17 protein-coding genes are annotated in these 18,012 nt (G+C 48.8%); 4 read left to right on the top strand and 13 right to left on the bottom strand.

Annotation, left to right across the window (positions count from 1 at the left end; genetic code table 11):
• Window positions 1–42: 42 nt before the first annotated feature.
• From LRP49_RS07890 to LRP49_RS07900, 3 genes are read right to left on the bottom strand one after another with little or no spacing between them, the layout of a single operon-like run.
• Window positions 43–1,212, bottom strand: a complete 1,170-nt coding sequence (locus LRP49_RS07890; protein WP_274141442.1) for a questin oxidase family protein — start codon at window positions 1,210–1,212, stop codon at window positions 43–45.
• A 40-nt stretch (window positions 1,213–1,252) separates the two neighbouring features.
• Window positions 1,253–2,230 carry a glutathione S-transferase family protein gene (locus tag LRP49_RS07895; RefSeq protein WP_274141444.1) on the bottom strand — a complete coding sequence of 326 codons (978 nt, stop codon included), beginning with the start codon at window positions 2,228–2,230 and terminating at the stop codon, window positions 1,253–1,255.
• A gap of 11 nt (window positions 2,231–2,241) precedes the next feature.
• Window positions 2,242–3,231 carry a glutathione S-transferase family protein gene (locus tag LRP49_RS07900; RefSeq protein ID WP_274141595.1) on the bottom strand — a complete coding sequence of 330 codons (990 nt, stop codon included), beginning with the start codon at window positions 3,229–3,231 and terminating at the stop codon, window positions 2,242–2,244.
• Window positions 3,232–3,478: 247 nt separating this feature from the next.
• Here LRP49_RS07900 and LRP49_RS07905 point away from each other — a divergent pair, with 247 nt between their 5' ends.
• Complete coding sequence (locus tag LRP49_RS07905; RefSeq protein ID WP_274141446.1) at window positions 3,479–3,619, top strand: hypothetical protein; 141 nt, start codon at window positions 3,479–3,481, stop codon at window positions 3,617–3,619.
• A 51-nt stretch (window positions 3,620–3,670) separates the two neighbouring features.
• Here LRP49_RS07905 and LRP49_RS07910 read toward each other — a convergent pair whose 3' ends face one another.
• The 7 genes from LRP49_RS07910 to dctP all read right to left on the bottom strand — a co-directional run bounded on the left by LRP49_RS07910 (window position 3,671) and on the right by dctP (window position 11,168).
• Window positions 3,671–4,126 carry a hypothetical protein gene (locus tag LRP49_RS07910; RefSeq protein ID WP_274141448.1) on the bottom strand — a complete coding sequence of 152 codons (456 nt, stop codon included), beginning with the start codon at window positions 4,124–4,126 and terminating at the stop codon, window positions 3,671–3,673.
• A gap of 11 nt (window positions 4,127–4,137) precedes the next feature.
• Window positions 4,138–5,997, bottom strand: coding sequence for a S8 family serine peptidase (locus tag LRP49_RS07915; protein ID WP_274141450.1), 1,860 nt, complete (start codon window positions 5,995–5,997; stop codon window positions 4,138–4,140).
• A 425-nt stretch (window positions 5,998–6,422) separates the two neighbouring features.
• A complete protein-coding gene (gene cuyA, locus LRP49_RS07920; protein ID WP_274141451.1) occupies window positions 6,423–7,436 on the bottom strand; it encodes a D-cysteate sulfo-lyase in 1,014 nt (337 codons plus the stop codon).
• A gap of 88 nt (window positions 7,437–7,524) precedes the next feature.
• Window positions 7,525–8,304, bottom strand: coding sequence for an alpha/beta fold hydrolase (locus LRP49_RS07925; RefSeq protein ID WP_274141453.1), 780 nt, complete (start codon window positions 8,302–8,304; stop codon window positions 7,525–7,527).
• A gap of 5 nt (window positions 8,305–8,309) precedes the next feature.
• Window positions 8,310–9,611: a TRAP transporter large permease gene (locus tag LRP49_RS07930; protein WP_274141455.1), complete on the bottom strand. Its 1,302-nt coding sequence runs from the start codon at window positions 9,609–9,611 to the stop codon at window positions 8,310–8,312.
• 12 nt (window positions 9,612–9,623) lie between these two features.
• Window positions 9,624–10,145: a TRAP transporter small permease gene (locus tag LRP49_RS07935; protein WP_274141457.1), complete on the bottom strand. Its 522-nt coding sequence runs from the start codon at window positions 10,143–10,145 to the stop codon at window positions 9,624–9,626.
• A gap of 18 nt (window positions 10,146–10,163) precedes the next feature.
• Window positions 10,164–11,168 (bottom strand): TRAP transporter substrate-binding protein DctP, encoded by a 1,005-nt coding sequence (gene dctP, locus LRP49_RS07940; RefSeq protein ID WP_274141458.1) that lies wholly within the window; start codon window positions 11,166–11,168, stop codon window positions 10,164–10,166.
• Window positions 11,169–11,551: 383 nt separating this feature from the next.
• Between dctP and LRP49_RS07945 the strand changes: the two genes are divergently transcribed.
• Window positions 11,552–12,457, top strand: a complete 906-nt coding sequence (locus LRP49_RS07945) for a LysR family transcriptional regulator (protein ID WP_274141460.1) — start codon at window positions 11,552–11,554, stop codon at window positions 12,455–12,457.
• 16 nt (window positions 12,458–12,473) lie between these two features.
• Here LRP49_RS07945 and rlmC read toward each other — a convergent pair whose 3' ends face one another.
• Entirely contained in the window at window positions 12,474–13,613 is a 1,140-nt protein-coding gene (rlmC, locus tag LRP49_RS07950; protein WP_274141462.1) for a 23S rRNA (uracil(747)-C(5))-methyltransferase RlmC, read from the bottom strand.
• A gap of 219 nt (window positions 13,614–13,832) precedes the next feature.
• On the opposite strand from rlmC, the gene murQ reads away from it, so the two are divergent.
• Together murQ and LRP49_RS07960 are read left to right on the top strand one after the other, a co-directional pair.
• Entirely contained in the window at window positions 13,833–14,732 is a 900-nt protein-coding gene (murQ, locus tag LRP49_RS07955; RefSeq protein ID WP_274141464.1) for an N-acetylmuramic acid 6-phosphate etherase, read from the top strand.
• 332 nt (window positions 14,733–15,064) lie between these two features.
• Window positions 15,065–16,273, top strand: coding sequence for an ammonium transporter (locus LRP49_RS07960; RefSeq protein WP_274141466.1), 1,209 nt, complete (start codon window positions 15,065–15,067; stop codon window positions 16,271–16,273).
• Window positions 16,274–16,344: 71 nt separating this feature from the next.
• Here LRP49_RS07960 and LRP49_RS07965 read toward each other — a convergent pair whose 3' ends face one another.
• Together LRP49_RS07965 and LRP49_RS07970 are read right to left on the bottom strand one after the other, a co-directional pair.
• Window positions 16,345–17,166 (bottom strand): AraC family transcriptional regulator, encoded by an 822-nt coding sequence (locus LRP49_RS07965; protein WP_274141468.1) that lies wholly within the window; start codon window positions 17,164–17,166, stop codon window positions 16,345–16,347.
• A gap of 21 nt (window positions 17,167–17,187) precedes the next feature.
• Complete coding sequence (locus tag LRP49_RS07970; RefSeq protein ID WP_274141596.1) at window positions 17,188–17,778, bottom strand: LysE family translocator; 591 nt, start codon at window positions 17,776–17,778, stop codon at window positions 17,188–17,190.
• Window positions 17,779–18,012: the final 234 nt, after the last annotated feature.

Here is an 18,012-nt window from a genome sequence, read left to right on the forward strand (position 1 = left end):
GAGCGGGCATTGCCCGCTCTTTCTTTTTTGCAGATCTGCAAATTATCCAATCAGCCTCACTGGCTTTACGTTGGTGTGCTCAGACAACACATTAATCGCCGCCGCTTTAAACAGCGGATTAGCATCTATGTGTTCGTAAAGCCACTTGCAGCTATATACCATCTTGATTGCATGCACTTCAGGCACCTTACAGATACCACTGGCGATGTCTTCCCACAGCGCGATTTGCACATCATCCAGTGAATCGTCGCTCAGTTTGGGGAACGCTTTCGGGAATCCTTTTTCGATGTAAAGCCCGGTCAACCAAATCCAGTAGCGTTGCCAAAGCTCAGCTAGCAAGAGGCGGTGAGCATTCCCATCACTCAGCACACGTAGCGTGATATCAGCAAGTGCCTGATAACTCGTCACGGCATGCAGCGTGGTAAGTGCAGGTTCATGCAAATACAAACTGATCGCCCGATCACCGATTTCACGTATTTTCAGTTCGATGTTTTCTTCGGTAATGAAAAACGCATCAGCAATCGCTAAATCCTGCAATACTGGGTCTGAACACAGTATTTCGCATATCCGCAAGCTACCACCAAAACGGGTGACCTGAGGCTTCGCTGCATGCACCTTTTGCCACATATCTTCCGCACTGATAGACAGCGTTGCGAGATCTGTACGCGGCGGCAATACACGCTGATACATATCTTCAAAGCGAATTGCCCAGTAAGCCAGCGCATCTGCAATCAACCCTTTGTCACCGTGCATCAGCGCAAAGCTCAGGCGAATAACGGGATGGAATAGCCCCATTGGCAGCGCATATTGCAGCTTATCCAGCACTTGCATCAAATAATCAGTCTGATCATTCGCACCGTTTAAGCCATCAAAGAACAGGCGTTGAAAGTCTGCCAGATACTGTGACTGACCAAGGTATGTGGTCCAGTTATCTTCGGTCACTTCACCCGTATCTTTGAAGTTAAGATCTTCCTCAATGCGAGCACGATATCGCGGCCACGTACTGCGAAAGGCTTTGACTTCGTCGTCGTTGGCTCCGAGCCCTTGCAAGGACATAATGGTCATTGGGTAATGGTTCGACATGCCACCTTGCGTGATACCACCGAGGTTTGGGTGGAACGCACTGTCGCGCTGCATTTCATCGTTAACCAATGCAGACATATCCGCTGCCGCATTAAAACGTCTTTCTGTATTTTTCGTTGAGAACAACATGGTGACTCCTCCTTGCTTCGGTAGTTTTCGTTTGTAACGTTCAGTCCATAAAGCTCACGTAGGGCGCAACAGGCACAATGCCATGTGGGTTACGCATCGGGCTTTTCGAGTTATAGCCTCGGCGATACACATCTACATCGATGGTGTCTCTCACGCCTGGCTGTTGTACTAATACTTTCAGATACGCCGAGATATTCGGGTAATCACGCAGAGCTTTCAGATTGCACTTGAAGGCCGTAAAGTACCCCACATCAAATCTCACCAGTGTTGGCAACAATCGCCAGTCCGCTTCCGTGATTGCATCGCCCAGCAGAAATGGCTGCTTGCCTAGCCTTTCTTCAATGGTTTCAAGCGAATCAAACAACACAGTCACAGCCTCGTCATAGGCTTCTTGTGTGCGAGCAAATCCTGCCTTGTAGACACCGTTGTTAACCGTGTTGAAGATCCAATCGTTGGTTTCATCAATTTGGTCAACCAATGCTTCTGCACAGAAATCTTGCGTGTCCCCCGTGATCTCATTGAATGCGCTGTTGAACATCCGAATGATTTCAGATGATTCATTACTGACAATAGTTTGGGTTTTCTTGTCCCAAAGCACTGGCACAGTCACACGCCCGGTAAAGTCAGGATTCGACTTCACGTACAGTTGGTGCATAGCATCTAGCCCTAACAAGCTGTCTGTAAACCTTGGGCTTTCCCTATCAAACACCCAGCCCTGTTCGGTACGAAGTGGCGCAACCAATGAAAGACCAATCACATTTTCCAAGCCTTTCACCTTGCGGTAGATCAGGGTGCGATGTGCCCACGGGCAATTCAACGCGGCAAACAAATGGTAACGATCGGCTTCGGCTTTGAAACCTGCCTCTCCGCTGGGCCCCGCTTCGCCGTTTGGTGTCACCCAATTTCGGAACTTGGCAACACCACGAACAAATCGACCGTTAGCTTCCGCATATTGCTGGGTTTCCCACTCTCGCAATTCATCATCAGTAAGCCAGCGGCCTTCAATCAGTTTTCCCATTTTTTGCCTCCTTACTGTGTGCTTCCCACACCTTCACGTTGGTGTGGTGCACTAAAGTCCAATTTTGGTCCGAACGGCACAATGCGGGTCGGGTTAACCGTTTCATGGCTGCGGTAGTAATGCGCCTTGATGTGGTCAATGTTTACGGTCTCCGCGATACCTTCTATTTGATAAAGTTCGCGGACATACCCGTACAGGTTGGGGTATTCACTGATGCGGCGACGGCTGCACTTGAAATGTCCGACATATACGGCATCGAATCGGATAAGGGTGGTGAACAAGCGCCAATCAGCTTCCGTGATCTGCCCGCCCACAAGGTAGCGATGCGTTGCCAAATGTGTTTCCAGTCTGTCGAGTGCGCTGAATACATCTTCCACTGCTTCATCGTAAGCCTCCTGCGTGGTTGCAAAACCTGCGCGATACACGCCATTATTAATGTTCGGGTACACGAACTCGTTCATCTCATCGATGTCGCTTTGCAGCGAATCAGGATAGAAATCTCCCTTCGTTGCGCCCACCTCATCAAATGCGGAGTTGAACATACGGATAATTTCCGACGACTCGTTCGACACAATCGTGTGAGTTTTCTTATCCCAAAGCACGGGCACCGTGACGCGACCGGTGTAATCAGGCAATGCTGTCGTGTACACCTGATGCAAGTAGCTCGCACCATTCACACTATCTTCAACTACATCCTCGCCCGCTAAAAACGTCCAACCATCGTCCCCCATGAACGCATTCACAACCGACACTGAAATCATGGATTCAAGCCCTTTGAGCTTTCTAAAAATCAAGGTACGGTGCGCCCATGGACACGCCAGTGATACATACAAGTGATAGCGTCCAGCTTCTGCCTTAAATCCGTCATCACCAGAAGGACCCGCACTGCCATCGCGAGTGATCCAATTGCGAAAGCTCGGTGCTTTTCGCGTAAAGCGGCCACTGGTTTTGCTCGTGTCATACCAATCGGTGCGCCACACACCATCAACCAATAATCCCATCATGGCCTCCCGAGCCGTTTCGTTTCGATGGGGTAACAATAAAGGTTGTCGGTAGACTGAAAAACAGCACTGAATAGAAATGATTGTTCTTGAAACGAGAACGCAATTGACGATTGACTACGAATTAGCACCCGATTGCCCTTCGTTTGTATAGATAACAACGGTTTATGTAAAGGAGGGTAAATCGCCTTCAAAAATCACCACGAATCGCGATACTAGGCGCACTCTTAGAAGAAGGAATAACCTTATGAAAAAAATACTAATTGGCGCGTTGATTGCTTTCGGTTTGATGGGTACAGCGTATGCGTTCGACGGTCACTGGGGACATGGATGGGATGAGAGTAGCTGGTCTGTGTTTGGTTGTGATCACGGCAGTCACCACCGTTAAGCTCACCTAAAACGAGATGACTAAGGCCTGATCGCTCAGGCCTTTTGTTTTTTATTCCGGCTTCATCTTTTCACTGAATATCTCAAGTTGGGTGTTCAACCCAGCGGTTTGAAGTGCCGCATTCAATGCCAACAACTCTTCACTCGCTGGGGCATCAAAAACGAAAATTCCGCCAACATTTGAAACAATTGTCAGACCATGTTGCTTAGCCAATCTCTTTGCGGTTTCCTCATCAGTTCGTGCAAGGATCAAACCACTGGCCTCATAAGAAACTAAGCCAGACGCATCTGACAATAACTCACCGGCATAGAGCGTTGGCGCAGCTTCAATTCCAAATAAACGCTTCAATGAAAACGGCTGTGGAGCTTGCTTTACAAATGCCTGCCCGTTAACCATGACTGATTCGCCCTGCGGTCTTTCAAACGTCAGGTTCTCCGGTGAACTCACATCAGCTATTGATGGCGCAGAAAACAATGCGCTCACGAGCAGAATAGTTTTAATTTTCATAACGTTCTCCTTTATCCCTGATGGCCAACCACGCGGATAGACCAATGATTCAACACACCCTGCTCTACATTGTTTGGATTAGGGAAATAGTAAATTTCAGCATCGTTATCTCGATTCTGGAGAACCCAATAATCAAATTCTTTGCTGACATCAGTGACACGTAACTTCCATTGTCCTGCGGCGGGTTCGCCATAGAATTTATGACTTAGAAGCAGGTGATCTCGGTACCCTCGCCCTTCATCACCGAGTGGGATCCCTAAGCCTTGGTAGAGTGAACGGCCAATCATACTGTTATAGGGAGACATCAACACACTGCTGGTGCCTGACGGTGAAATCAACTCAATCAGCAAGTCGCCAGTACGTTCATGGTTGATATCCACTTTCACCTGAACAGCCTCAACCACCCAATCATTGTCAATGCTGATATCAGTTCCTACGCTACCGTCGCCCGCATCGGGGATCGCCACTTGCTGTGTGTTTTCGGACCAATCCGAGATTTTCTGCGGAGGTAACGGCTGGTAAGTACGCGATTCAAACATGGCTTTATCGACGTCAATCAGACCAAATCCGTAATAGGGACTAAAGTCATAGCCGCCAGCATTTTTCGCCCAACCATCGAATGCCGCGACCGTTCTCGTTGCCCCTGACGCAGTCACGTACGAAATAACCGTGTCGCCCTGTTCTGGATCGATTTTGGTGGCCGTTTTGGCGAGCAAATGACGAATGTCTCGTTGGGTTAAATCAGGGCGCGATGTCATCAGCAATGCCGCTGAACCACTGGTATTAGGCGCAGAAGAGGACGTGCCGTTCATGATGCCGTTATAGTTACAATTTGGGTCATCTGCGGTTCCACCATGCAAGCCATTGCTTTGCGCCGTGTCGAGGCGGTTATACCCGCGCTCACACCCTGTGAGATCGGTGGTGATATGTGCAGGTTTATCCTTTCCAAACTCACCCGCAGGTGCAGTAAGAAAGACATTGCTACCCACGGAAGAGTATGAAGACAGTTCACCATCCGCATTCATGGCACTGATAACCATGTTCCAATAGTTAGCGTTGCTCGACTCTAGGTTGCTGTTTTGCCATGGGAGACCTTGGTTAGGGGACTCAACCCAACCATAATCTTTCGGCATGATCTTATAGATCCCATTGCCAATCATGATTGCAGTAGTGTTAAAACCATTGCCCGCAGACTTGACGTATAGCGCGCCTCGGCCTGAATGAGAGAGGGTACTGTTTTGCGCATAGACCGCATCTTGCATTGCTAGAGCGAGGTCGTTTTCCAGATCATAAGGATAACTAAATATCGCATTTCCGCCGTAGCTCTGATTGAAGATACGAACATCACTTGAGCGAGTATCGGCACCGTGGGCAATTAACCAGCTACCCAACGATTGTTCTGCCAGAAAGTTGAAGCCTTTTAATCCGGCCCTTGGCGCGACGCCTCTAACACCAATCTGATTACCTCCTGCTGCCGCAATGATCCCCGCGACAGACGTGCCATGCGCATCGTAAGGACTAATCGGTGTTGGATCATCGTCATTGTTCACCAAGTCCCACGAGCCAGGCTTAATATTTTGGGCAAGGTCTGGGTGCGCAATTTCAAGGCCGTCATCGACGACTGCGACAATGACCCCTTGTCCTTGAAGCCCAAACAAATGTGTCTGCCAAAGGTTCAAGTCGTACCCAATTTTCCCTCCGTTGGCAGCAAACGCCGACTGCCCTGCATTCAACAAATTCCATTGATGTTCCACCAATGGGTCTCCCGGTAATAACCACCGGTTTTCATATTCTCTATCAGTCGCTATTGCGCTCCCTGAAAAACTCACAATGGCACTGACAGCCATCGCGACAGCACTTCTCGCTCTCATACACATCCCTTTTAATAACAGAAATTTAGATTACAAAAACCTGAAAAGCGTAACTAATATGCTTCTCGGAAAACTTGGTATGATTGACTACATATGAGAGGTAATTAATGCACAACTGACTGTCAACAAAAACAAATTCACTGTGAATTAATTCGCAAATAACAGAGAGTTAGAGAAGTATCTGCGTTTAAGTTTTTAGAATTTAGACGCACATATTGGAAGCCACGAACTGACTACAAACTAATGACAATATGAACAGTTATTTTAAAAAGTAAAAACATCACAAATAATGTTGATAGTTACTAAAACAATTATGCATTCGATTTAAAATCGTTAAACAAAACGTGCTGGAATATAAAATATGAGGTGAAATACGTTTGTATTTCACCTGCTCTTTGGAGTTCTCTGTTTTTATCAATCTACATTTATTTGATACTACTATCGAACCCAAACACCTCACGATAGCCAGGCAATGCCTGAGCCCCACCTGTGTGCAAAAACACAATATTCTCGTCTTTCCTAAATGTGCCGCTACGAATGAGACCGACTAGGCCAGCGGCTCCTTTTCCCGAATAAACCGGATCAAGCAATATGCCTTCATAACGCGCGAACAGCGAAATGGCCTCCAACGTACTTTCCGCCGGAATACCATAACCATCGCCAACATAATCGCAATTGGCTTGCACATCACTGCGCTTCACCACCCCTTCAATACCCAGCAACGCACAGGTTTTTTCTGCCAGCGCAAACACATTGTCCTCTTGCTGTTGTTGGGGCACACGCACACCAATACCCAACAAAGGAATTTGGCTGTTGATAGCACAAAGCCCTGTCACCAATCCTGCTTGGGTCCCAGCAGACCCCGTCGCCGTGACCAAATGGTCAATTTTCAAGCCTTGATCGTTCGCTTGGCTGACGAGTTCTAACGCGCAGTTTGCATAGCCCAGTGCACCAATCGCGTTGGAACCACCACCCGGAACGATGTAAGGCTTTTTACCTTCAGCACGAAGCGTTTCAGCGACGGCTTCCATCGCCGCATTCATGTCAGTGCCACCGGGATAGGTTGTCAGCTTCGCCTCAAACAGTTGGTCCAACAGTACATTACCATTGAGCACATAATCAGGGTCTTCCGACGCGGTTCGGTCTTCTAACAAAACGTGACATTCTAATCCGAGCTTAGCTGCAATGGCGGCAGTCTGACGTCCATGGTTAGTTTGTGTCGCGCCTTGCGTGATGATGGTATCTGCACCTTTTTCCACTGCATCTGCCATTAAGAATTCAAGTTTTCGGGTTTTGTTTCCGCCACCCGCCAGACCCGTACAATCATCGCGTTTAATCCAAATCGTCGGGCCGCCCAGTACTTCTGACAGACGCGAAAGTGGCTCCAACGGCGTAGGCAAATGTGCAAAACGAAGACGAGGGAAACGAGATAGATGCATAGTTGTATGTCCTTATTCATTGGAATCTAAGATGAACAGCGTCAAGCTCAGTGCGCAAGGCACTGAGACATAAGTATTCAGCCTTCATTTATTCTTTAATGAGCTGGTGCTGTTTCACTTTCTCACTTTGTAAGAAGTCGATAACCAGCAAGTTGAATATTCGCGCTTTTTCTAAATGGGTGTTGTGCGCCGCCTGAGGAACAACGGCAAGATTTGCGTCGGTGATACCACGCCATAGCGTCTCCGTTTGCTCCCACATGTATGAGCGGTCGCTGTCGGGCCAAAGCACCAGAGCTTTTGCGTTGATTTGTTTTAGTCGTTCGACCGAACGCCATCCTCCCATCGCCCTTAAACCATTGATGTAGGTTTGTGTAGATACACGCTCAGCAAGTGCCATTCCCCTTAAAAAATCAGGATCCGCTTCCCCGTCAGAAAACCAGGTTCGCACCGTATCCCTTGCCACTTGCTCTGTGCCTTCACTCTCCGCTCTGGCAATGCTGTCATCAATCGACTCGAATCGCCCCGGCAGGTTGCCCATGGGTCCCGTCGCATAGAGCACCAATCCTTTCACGCGATCACGTGCTTTCAGTGCCACTTCCTGCGCAATCATGCCCCCCATCGAGTGCCCCATAAGATGGAAGCAATCGATCCCCAAATCATCCAACTTCCCCAATACAAAATCGGCAAACCCATCAATAGAGTCCAATCCCGTTTCCTGCGCTTTCCCGCCATACCCGGGTAAATCGAAGGCCACTACGTCAAAACGTGTTGAAAACAACTCAATCTGTTTCTCCCAATAGCTCAGGCTACTGAGAAACCCATGCACCAATACCAGCGTGGGTCCTGAACCTACTCGTATACAATTCATCGTTATTATTCCATTAACTCCGGAAGCCAAAGCGCGGTGTCGGGCAGTCCCACCAACACCAGTAACAAAGTCGCGAGGGCGACAATAAAGGGCACGCATCCAATGATGACGTCCCCGATGGAAACCTCGTCTTTAGCGAGATTTTGAATCACAAATAAATTGAGCCCGACAGGAGGCGTAAGCACCGCAATTTCCATCGTGATGGTGTAAACCACACCAAACCAAATAAGGTCAAATCCAGCGGCGGAAACCAAAGGGTATAAGGTTGGCAGCGTAATAAACGTCATTGAGACAGGCTCAAGGAACATGCCTAGCACGATGTAAAACACCACAATCATCGCCAGCACGGCATAAGGCGATAGCTGCATATCAACAAAGAGCTGGGTAAATTGCTGCGGGATCTGGTGATACGTCATCACGAAGCCAAACAACACGCCAGAAGAAAGCAGTAGCCCGAGATAACCCATGGTTTGCATGGTCGATTTCAACGATTCAAGTAAGCCCTGCCAACGCAGGCCGCCAAAGAAGTACGCCAGCACAAGCGTAAATACAGCGGAAACGCCCGCGGCTTCAGTGGGTGTTGCGATACCCGCATAGATTGAAATGGTGATCACCAAGCCGATGATCAGAACAGGAAATAGAGCCGAAAACGCCACCAGCCAAGGAATCGGGTTGATGCTTTCCTGCCCAGGAATATCTTGCGGTTTAACCTTGCCCCAGACCGCGACAATAATAAAAAACATGGTGACGAGGATAAGGCCCGGCACTACGCCCGCTATAAATAGCGCACCAATGGATTGGTCAGTCACGATGCCATAAAAAAGCAGAATAAGACTTGGCGGAAGTAACACACTGAGCGTGCCGCCGGCGGCTAACACTCCGCTAGACAGGCGTTTCCCGTACCCCAGCTTGAGCATTTCTGGCAATGCAACACCGCCTATGGTCAAGGCACCGACCATACTTGAGCCACATACGGCACCAAAACCTGCACAGGCTCCAATACTGCCGTATGCTGCGGCACCACGAACAGGCAGTTTACTGTGCATAAACCAATAGAGATTCGGCCCTATGGATGACCGACCAATCAACTCACCGAGAAAAACAAACAGGGGAACCGCAAGCAGAATGTAATCAAACCAAACGCCCCACAGTTTCAATTCAACTGTCACTAACGACGATTTGAGGCTCAGAATATCCAGCAAAAATGGGATTGAAGCTGCAGCAAGCGCAAACGGGATAGGGAGGCCGATGATGATAAAGCCCATCAACAAGCCCAACATACCTAGCCCGACAACGTACCATTCCATAAAACGTCCTTATTATTGTTCGTTTGGCTTATCCGTCGCTGTCCTTTGCGACACAGGCACCTCTCTTCCTGCCACCAACAGATAGAGTGCGGTCAGGCAAAAAGCGAGCAGTGAAATCACCACAGGGATCCAGAAGTAAAAGCGTGGCCAGAGAAGAATTTCGGACGCCGCACCTGAATCGATAGACTTGAGCATGGCTTTGGTGGATGCCGCAAAGAAAAAGCCGCCGACCATCAACATCACCGACATATTGAGCTTATCTACCCAATACTGAATGGAAGGCGGAAGTTTATCTCGGACTAAGCCGACCTTAGGGTAAGCATCATTTAACAGTGCATAAGAAACACCGAGAAACGCGACGGGCACCAGCAGTAACGCCGTGGCTTCGGTCACCATGCCATCAGGCGAATCAAGCAGGTATCGCACGCCAACGCCATAGCTGATCCAAAATGCCTGAACCAGCACGATAGCCGCACCGCAGTAAAGCAACGCCAAAGACAACTGGTTGAGCCGCTTTAAAAGGAGTGATTTCATACGGTGCGCTCCCCTGAATTACTCTGTGTGTGCCGCAAACAATCCGCGGATTTTATCTGCCAATGGCACGCCACATGCTTCGTTCACTTCCGGTGTCCATTTCGCCTGAATGCCTTTTAATAGCTCTCCTGTACGATCTTCTGACATGGAAACCGCCGAGCCGCCATTCGCCATCACCGCATTGCCGACACGCTCATCTACCCAAGTCTCATAGCGCGGTTTTAGCCAAGCTTCGGCTTCAACCGCCGCTTCTTTCAGTGCTTTTTGGTTGGCAGGACTTAAGTCATCAAACTTGTCCTTGTTCATCATGTAGATGATGTTGCCGTAAAACATATTGGCATTAACCATGTGTGGCATGACTGACCAAAGCTTCCATGAACTGTAGGTCGCCACGCCCATATTGATGCCATCAACCACACCACGTTCTGCGGATTGGAACACCTCTTTCGGTGCCACAAATACTGGCTTACCACCCCATGTTTCAATCATTAGGCTAACTAAAGGGCCGATGGAGCGAACCAGCTTGCCATTCAAGTTACCGATGTCAGAAACTGGGTCTTCAAACCACCATTCTTGATCGTATGAGTAGTTAGAATTAATCAGTGGGATCAAATCCGCCTTTGCCGCTTCCGCTTCCACGAGCGCGGCATAGTCACTGTCCAGTTCGATTTGCTTTTCGAGGTTAATCGCAACCGGATACAAAGAGGTCACGCGATAACAAGGAAGACGCTTGTCTGCGGGAATCCAGCTGATATCTGACACCCCGCCTTGCACCGCATCTACACCCTCGCTCCAGCCATGAAGGGTTGCAGACGGAAAGATTTGTACCTTGAGATCGCCCTGACTTTTTTCGGCCGCAAGTTCGGCAAACTTCTGGAAGCCCTGATAGCGAATATCCGACTCATTCACATAGGTTGAAAGGCGAATAGTTTCCGCAGCTTGTGCCGTAAATGGCAAGGCACTGACGATGGCGATACTGAGGGTACTTTTTACGAAAGAACGGACGTAGCGTTGGCACTTCATAGGACATCTCCCTTGTCTTTACTCGCTCTTAATGAGTTCTGCCACCTTGGGAAATCAAGGTTTCAAAATCGCTCCATTAAGCATGGCGACGACAGGGTATTTTGCGTAATGCCAATTTGGTTGGACTGCATTCCAATTTTTTAGGAGCTACAAAAAACAATGTGAATTCATAATGATAAAAATGCATTTCTTGTCCAAACAAGGAAAATAACCGATTTATTGAGGTTGCCAAGTATCTGCGCTCAATCCAGCACTTTCTTATCTTTAAGCCTTTCAACGTGACCAACTCTGATAGTGTTAAAACATCACGTCGATGGAACGACAACGGTGACAACCTGCGTGCTAGGTCGAGATGTAGTTGATGGTATGACCTGGAGGAAGCATTGGACTTTAAATTACTGGAAGATTTAGTCTGCCTTGCCCATTCGAGCAGTTTTACCTCTGCAGCGAAGGAAAGGTTCGTTACGCAGCCTGCATTTAGTCGGCGCATAAAAGCGCTGGAACAATGGGTGGGCACGGACTTAGTCAATCGCGACTCGCCACAACTGGAACTCACAGAACAAGGACGTGTCTTTGTCGTAGAAGCGGAAGAGATACTCAACAAACTCTATCAGGCAAGAGAAACAGCGAGAGCCTTAAAAAAAATCACGGCGAACGAAATCTCGGTCGCTGCTCAAAACTCCATTGTGCAAACCGTATTTATGGCTTGGATGGAAGAGATCGAAAAGTCCGTCGGCCCCATCTATGTCAGGTTGTCTTCAGACCGTCTCGCAGACTGTATCGAGATGTTCCGTAACGGCACCGTGAACTACCTGCTTTGCTATACCCATAAAGACGTTGGATTAGGCATTGATGATGCCCGATTTGAAAGTACGGTCATTGGGGAAGAAACACTGGTTCCTGTCACATTGCGTGTTGGCAACCAGCCCAAACATACCCTTCCTGGCAGCGCGCAAGATCCTATCCCTCTCGTGGCCTATACCCACCAATCCCTGTTCGGGAAAGCCATGGACCAACTGTTGGAAAATGAAGATTGCTACCTGACGCGGCGATACGAAAATCCCTTCGCACATACGCTAAAATCCATGGTACTCGGCGGTTATGGGCTGGCTTGGCTACCACATTCTTTTGTCAAAGATGAATTGATGCGCGGAGAGCTAAGTGTGGCTGGCGACGAAAAATGGCACATTCCGTTTCAGGTTCGATTGCTCTATCGCAAACCTGAAGATGAACTGGAAAGGGCCATTTTTGATGTGTCAGAAAAGATGTCAGCGGCCATCACGTCATAACCGCTGACGCAGTGTTTTATGCTCGGCGTTCCAGCAGCACCATGACTTCAGCATGATCTGTGTGAGGGAACATATCAAACCATTGCAGACGCTTAGCGTCATAGCTTGTCAGCCCATCTATATCCGCTTTCAATGTGTCTGGGTTACAGCTCGAGTAAATGATGTGCTGCGGGGCAAGTTCTTCTAACTGTGCCACCAGCTCTTTCCCCAGACCTCGACGAGGCGGATTGACCAACACCAAATCAGGAGCCGTGTCCTGCATTTCGGAAAACTTAGTGGAATCCAACGCATCGAAACTCAGATTGTCGATACCCATCTCTTCGGCTGAACGTTTCGCACTGGCAATCGCTTCAGGTTCAATTTCAATGCCCGTGACTGCATCGGTCACAGACGCACAGTGCAGCGCAAAACCGCCAACACCACAGAAAAGATCCCACATACGTGCGGGTGCGATTTCTTTTACCCATTCACGGGCCGTTGCATAAAGTGTCGCCGCCACTTTCGGGTTGGTTTGAAAGAAGCTCTTTGGACGCACAACCAACGGCACATCGTTGAATCGCTCAACAAGATGCTGTTCTTCAGTCAGGAATACCTCTTCCTCACCTTCCAAGCGCGCCATATGAACAGGTTGCAGATTCACAGACACCACTTTCACTTTCGGGAACGCTTCCTGAAGCCTTGGCAGATTCGCTTCCACGCGCGCCATGGCATCTTTGCTTCGCATCACGAAGCGCAGCATAAATTCACCCGAAAAATCCGCTCGCGTCAGAAGGATGAACTTGAGCTCCCCTTTCTTCTTCACTTTGTTGTACGGCGGAATACCGGACGTGCGAATCCAGTCTTGCAGGTAGTCCAGCAACACTGTCATGTCTTCCGTGTAGAGCGGGCAATGTGTCAGGCTAACTAGCTCAATCTGCTCACCACGTTTCACATCGGCACCGAGCACAGGCTGGTGTGCTGCACCTAACACCACCATTTTGGCTTTGTTTCGGCAGCCTGATTCTTCGCTTAATACCGGCGACAACCACTGCTCAGGCAGACGGTTTTCAAACAGGGATTTCAGCGCATCGTCTTTTTCTGTGACTTGCTGAGCATACGGGGTGCCCATCAGCTCACAAGAGCGACATTTGTGCTGTTCGAAGAATTTGCAATGCATACAGAGCTCTACTGCCAGAGAAAAGACGCAAGTCTATGCATCTGAGAGAAAATCACCATTCGCGTTATTGCTCGTTACCATCAAATATATTCATGATAGGAAAGTGCAGTAAAAGTGACCGGATCATCTGTGCGAACGACTGCTTTTTCCTTGAGTTATACCCGCCAGTTCGTGAATACTGAACAGCATAAAAAGAGTAATAGATTGAGTACGCTACCGATGAAAATAGACCTTACCAAGATGGTGACAGAAAGCCGCAACCCTGCCAGTGCAGAGATTGATACCCTGTCCACACTCGACATGCTGAAAGTGATCAATGACGAAGATAAAAAAGTCGCGCTCGCCGTCGAAGCCGAATTACCGAACATTGCGCTAGCTGTCGATGCCATCACCAACGCATTCGCTGACGGTGGACGACTGATATACATGGGGGCGGGAACCTCTGGCCGATTGGGTATTCTTGATGCGAGTGAATGTCCGCCGACGTACGGCACCAATCCTGCGATGGTCGTGGGCCTCATCGCCGGAGGGCATCCAGCGATTTTAAAAGCCGTTGAGAATGCGGAAGACAATGCAGAGCTCGGCAAACAAAACCTTATCGACCTCGCTTTGACTGACAAAGACGTCGTGGTGGGCATCGCGGCCAGTGGTCGCACGCCGTATGTGCTTGGCGGCATGAGATACGCCAAATCCATCGGTTCTACCGTGGTGGCCATCGCCTGTAACCCCGTCTGTACCATGGTAGATGAAGCCAATATCGCCATCACGCCAGTTGTTGGCCCAGAAGTCGTCACAGGTTCATCGCGAATGAAAGCCGGCACGGCACAAAAATTGGTGCTGAATATGCTGACTTCAGGCGCGATGATCCGAAGCGGAAAAGTCTTTGGCAACCTTATGGTCGATGTAGAAGCCACTAATGCAAAGCTCATTCAACGCCAAACTAACATTGTGGTAGAAGCAACTGGCGTGTCAGCGGAAGAGGCTGACAGCGCACTAAACGCCTGTGGCCGCCATTGTAAAACGGCTATTCTCATGCTGTTGGCAAACTTGTCTGCAGAACAAGCCAAGGCCAAGCTCGACGCAAACAATGGGTTTATTCGCCAAGCACTCAACGCGTAATTCAGCCCTTTTCACGGACAATATGACGGTATCAAAAACCGCAACTTGTCCGTGGGATTGGTACCCTTTCGATACCCAACGCACCATCTCAGTGCATTGATGACAAAGTAATTGCACCAATATTGCCCACCGCACGTCTCCTTTCATCGCCATGATGTCCAATCAAGAGGCAAAAAACACGCCCTGCATTTTCCTTATACCTCAAAGCATTAGCATTCCACCGCACTGATTTGGTGTATCCCTGCACTTGTTTGGGACATTCCGGCACACTTTGTGCTTTAACCCCTACCGCTGGAAGCAAATACATTCTCAAGGAAGTAGAGGAAATTAACGTGGATAACATCAGTAGCGCGATTCAAACGCTATCAGAAAGTGCCAACACACTGTTTATTTTGATTGGTGCCATCATGGTACTAGCCATGCACGCAGGCTTTGCCTTTTTGGAAGTCGGCACCGTTAGACACCGCAATCAGGTCAATGCGCTAGCCAAGATCATGTCCGATTTTGGTTTCTCAGCAATTGCCTATTTCTTTATCGGTTACTGGGTTGCCTATGATGTGACCTTTTTCAGCAGTGCTAGCGTACTTTCTGAAGGCAGTGGCTATGAGTTGGTTAAATTCTTTTTCTTAATGACCTTTGCCGCCGCCATTCCTGCCATCATCTCCGGCGGTGTAGCTGAGCGCGCCAAATTCGCACCTATGTTGGTCGCCGCTGCCGCAATCGTCGCGTTTGTTTATCCTTTCTTTGAGGGACTGATTTGGAACAGCAACTACGGCTTTCAAGACTGGCTAAACAATACTTTTGGTGCGCCATTCCATGACTTTGCGGGTTCCGTGGTTGTTCACGCTGTTGGCGGTTGGATCGCCCTTGCCGCCATTTTGATTCTGGGCGTACGTAACGGTCGCTACCGCGGTGGACGCTTAGTTGCATTTGCTCCATCAAACATCCCTTTCCTTGCTTTAGGCGCATGGATCCTGACTGTCGGCTGGTTTGGCTTTAACGTCATGTCAGCACAAACCATGGACGGCATAAGTGGTCTAGTTGCCGTTAACACCTTGATGGCAATGGTGGGCGGCATTATCACCTCACTCATTGCAGGCAAAAATGACCCAGGTTTCTTACACAACGGTCCACTTGCAGGTTTGGTCGCCGTGTGTGCGGGTTCCGATCTCATGCACCCCATCGGTGCGTTGATCACAGGCGGTATCGCAGGGGTTCTGTTCGTTTGGTTGTTTACCCTGATCCAGAACCGTTTCAAGATTGATGACGTATTAGGTGTATGGCCGCTTCACGGCGTCTGTGGCGTTTGGGGTGGTATTGCAGCCGGTATTTTCGGTACCGAAGCACTGGGCGGTTTGGGCGGCGTTAGCCTGATGTCGCAAATCATCGGTACTATCGCTGGCGTTGTGGTTGCATTCGTGGGCGGTTGGATTGTTTACACGGCCGTCGACAAAGTATCAGGCATCCGCCTTAGCGATGAAGACGAGTACAAAGGTGCTGATCTCGCTATTCACAAAATCGGTGCCACGTCAGAAGACTAAAATCCGTTCCCCCTATGAAGGAGAGTCCGTTGAGGACTCTTTTTCATTTCCCGCGTTATATCGACACTAGGCTACTTCGATACAAAATGGGATTGATAGTACTTGGGCGTCACCGCCAATTTCTTTTTAAACTGACGCTGAAAATGCGCTTGGTCGGAAAAGCCTAATTGCAGAGCGACATCCGCAATGCCTTCCCCTGCTCTCAACATCACCTTAGCTCGCTTGATCTTTTCGTCCATTAAATAGGCATTAGGCGGTAAACCGAATTGCCCTTTAAACGCACGGAGTAGTTGATAGCGACTCATGCCCGCTTCATTAGCCAGTTCTTCCAATTGCTGCGTTTGCTGGAAGTTATCCAATAGCTTGTCTTTCACCCAACAAAGGGTCGGCAAATCATGACGCCGTTCAATCGATTTCAGTGCCCCACCGGCCATCACGGTTTCCACAAACTCATACAACGCCACTTCGGCGTCAAACACATCACTCTCATCTTCAAGCGATTGAAAAAGATGCAGGTATTTACGTCTAATACGTTCATCACGCTCAACATCATTGGGAAAGGGAACATAATCACGACGACTTTCGCCGAGCACATCTTCTTGAATGATGCCCATTTGCATAGCGTCAACAAACAGCATGCTGTATGACCAAGTGCCAGCATTGGGATTGCAGGAGTGCACATCGTTGGGGTTAATTGTCACAATATCGCCCTGCGCAATATGGTAAGACGCATTCCGATTTTGATAGGTCGCCGTGCCTTGTTGAATAATACCAAAGGAAAATTCATCGTGAGAGTGCGGCTCATAACAGGCGCAACTTTGATGAGCAACACGCATCTCAATCCAAGGAAGCAATGTGCTTTTTTTAAAATGCGCCGTTAAATCCTTTTTCATTTCGCCAACCTAAGCCTCCCTCTACCAAAGTGACACGACAGATATGCCTAATAATATCGCCATACTCTGATTAAAATGGCGGTGGTAGACAGGATTTTCAAGAAACTTTGCCAATACCGTCCCAATCACTGCCCAGACTCCGACCCCTATCACGCAGATAACCAGTGAAACAGACGTAAACATCAACAACAACTGGTTGTAATCAGAGCCATTAACAACAAACAGACTGATCCCCGACATCGCCACTAGCCAAGCTTTCGGATTAATTAGCTGAGTCACCGCACCTGTCCAAGCACTGCCTTTGGTATTCTGTTGAAGCCGGATTCCTTCCGACGGCGCGCGGAAAATTTTGTACGCAAGGTAGAGAATATACGCACTGCCCACCAGTTTCATTGATAGAGCCATTGAGGGAATAAATGCCATCAACACATGCATGGCTGAACCACTGCAAAACACCACAAAGGCGTAAGCGAGCGATGCCCCCAATACATGTGAGATGGCAGCACGCATCCCTAAATTCACAGCAGTACTCGTTGCCAGGATATTCACAGGCCCCGGTGTAACTGCCCCCACAAACGCAAAAACTGTCATTGCCCAAAGAATACTGTTCATCATGCTTCCTCATTCGCTTGGTGTTAGCGTAGAGAAATTGGTGTGTGAGGTATTGAACGATATTGCAGCCTTTTGCCACGGGCAGCCCAGAACCAAAAACACGACCCCGCAAATAGTCAGGCAGAATTGACACGACATGCATTAAAAACTATACATTTCGTGTCGAAATTCACAACGTATCAGAGTGTTATTAGTTTTCTCTCTGTGGCACAGAAAAGTCGTCGTGCTTTTTTA

The organism is Enterovibrio qingdaonensis, from assembly GCF_028683135.1.
Taxonomy (GTDB): Bacteria; Pseudomonadota; Gammaproteobacteria; order Enterobacterales; family Vibrionaceae; genus Enterovibrio; species Enterovibrio qingdaonensis.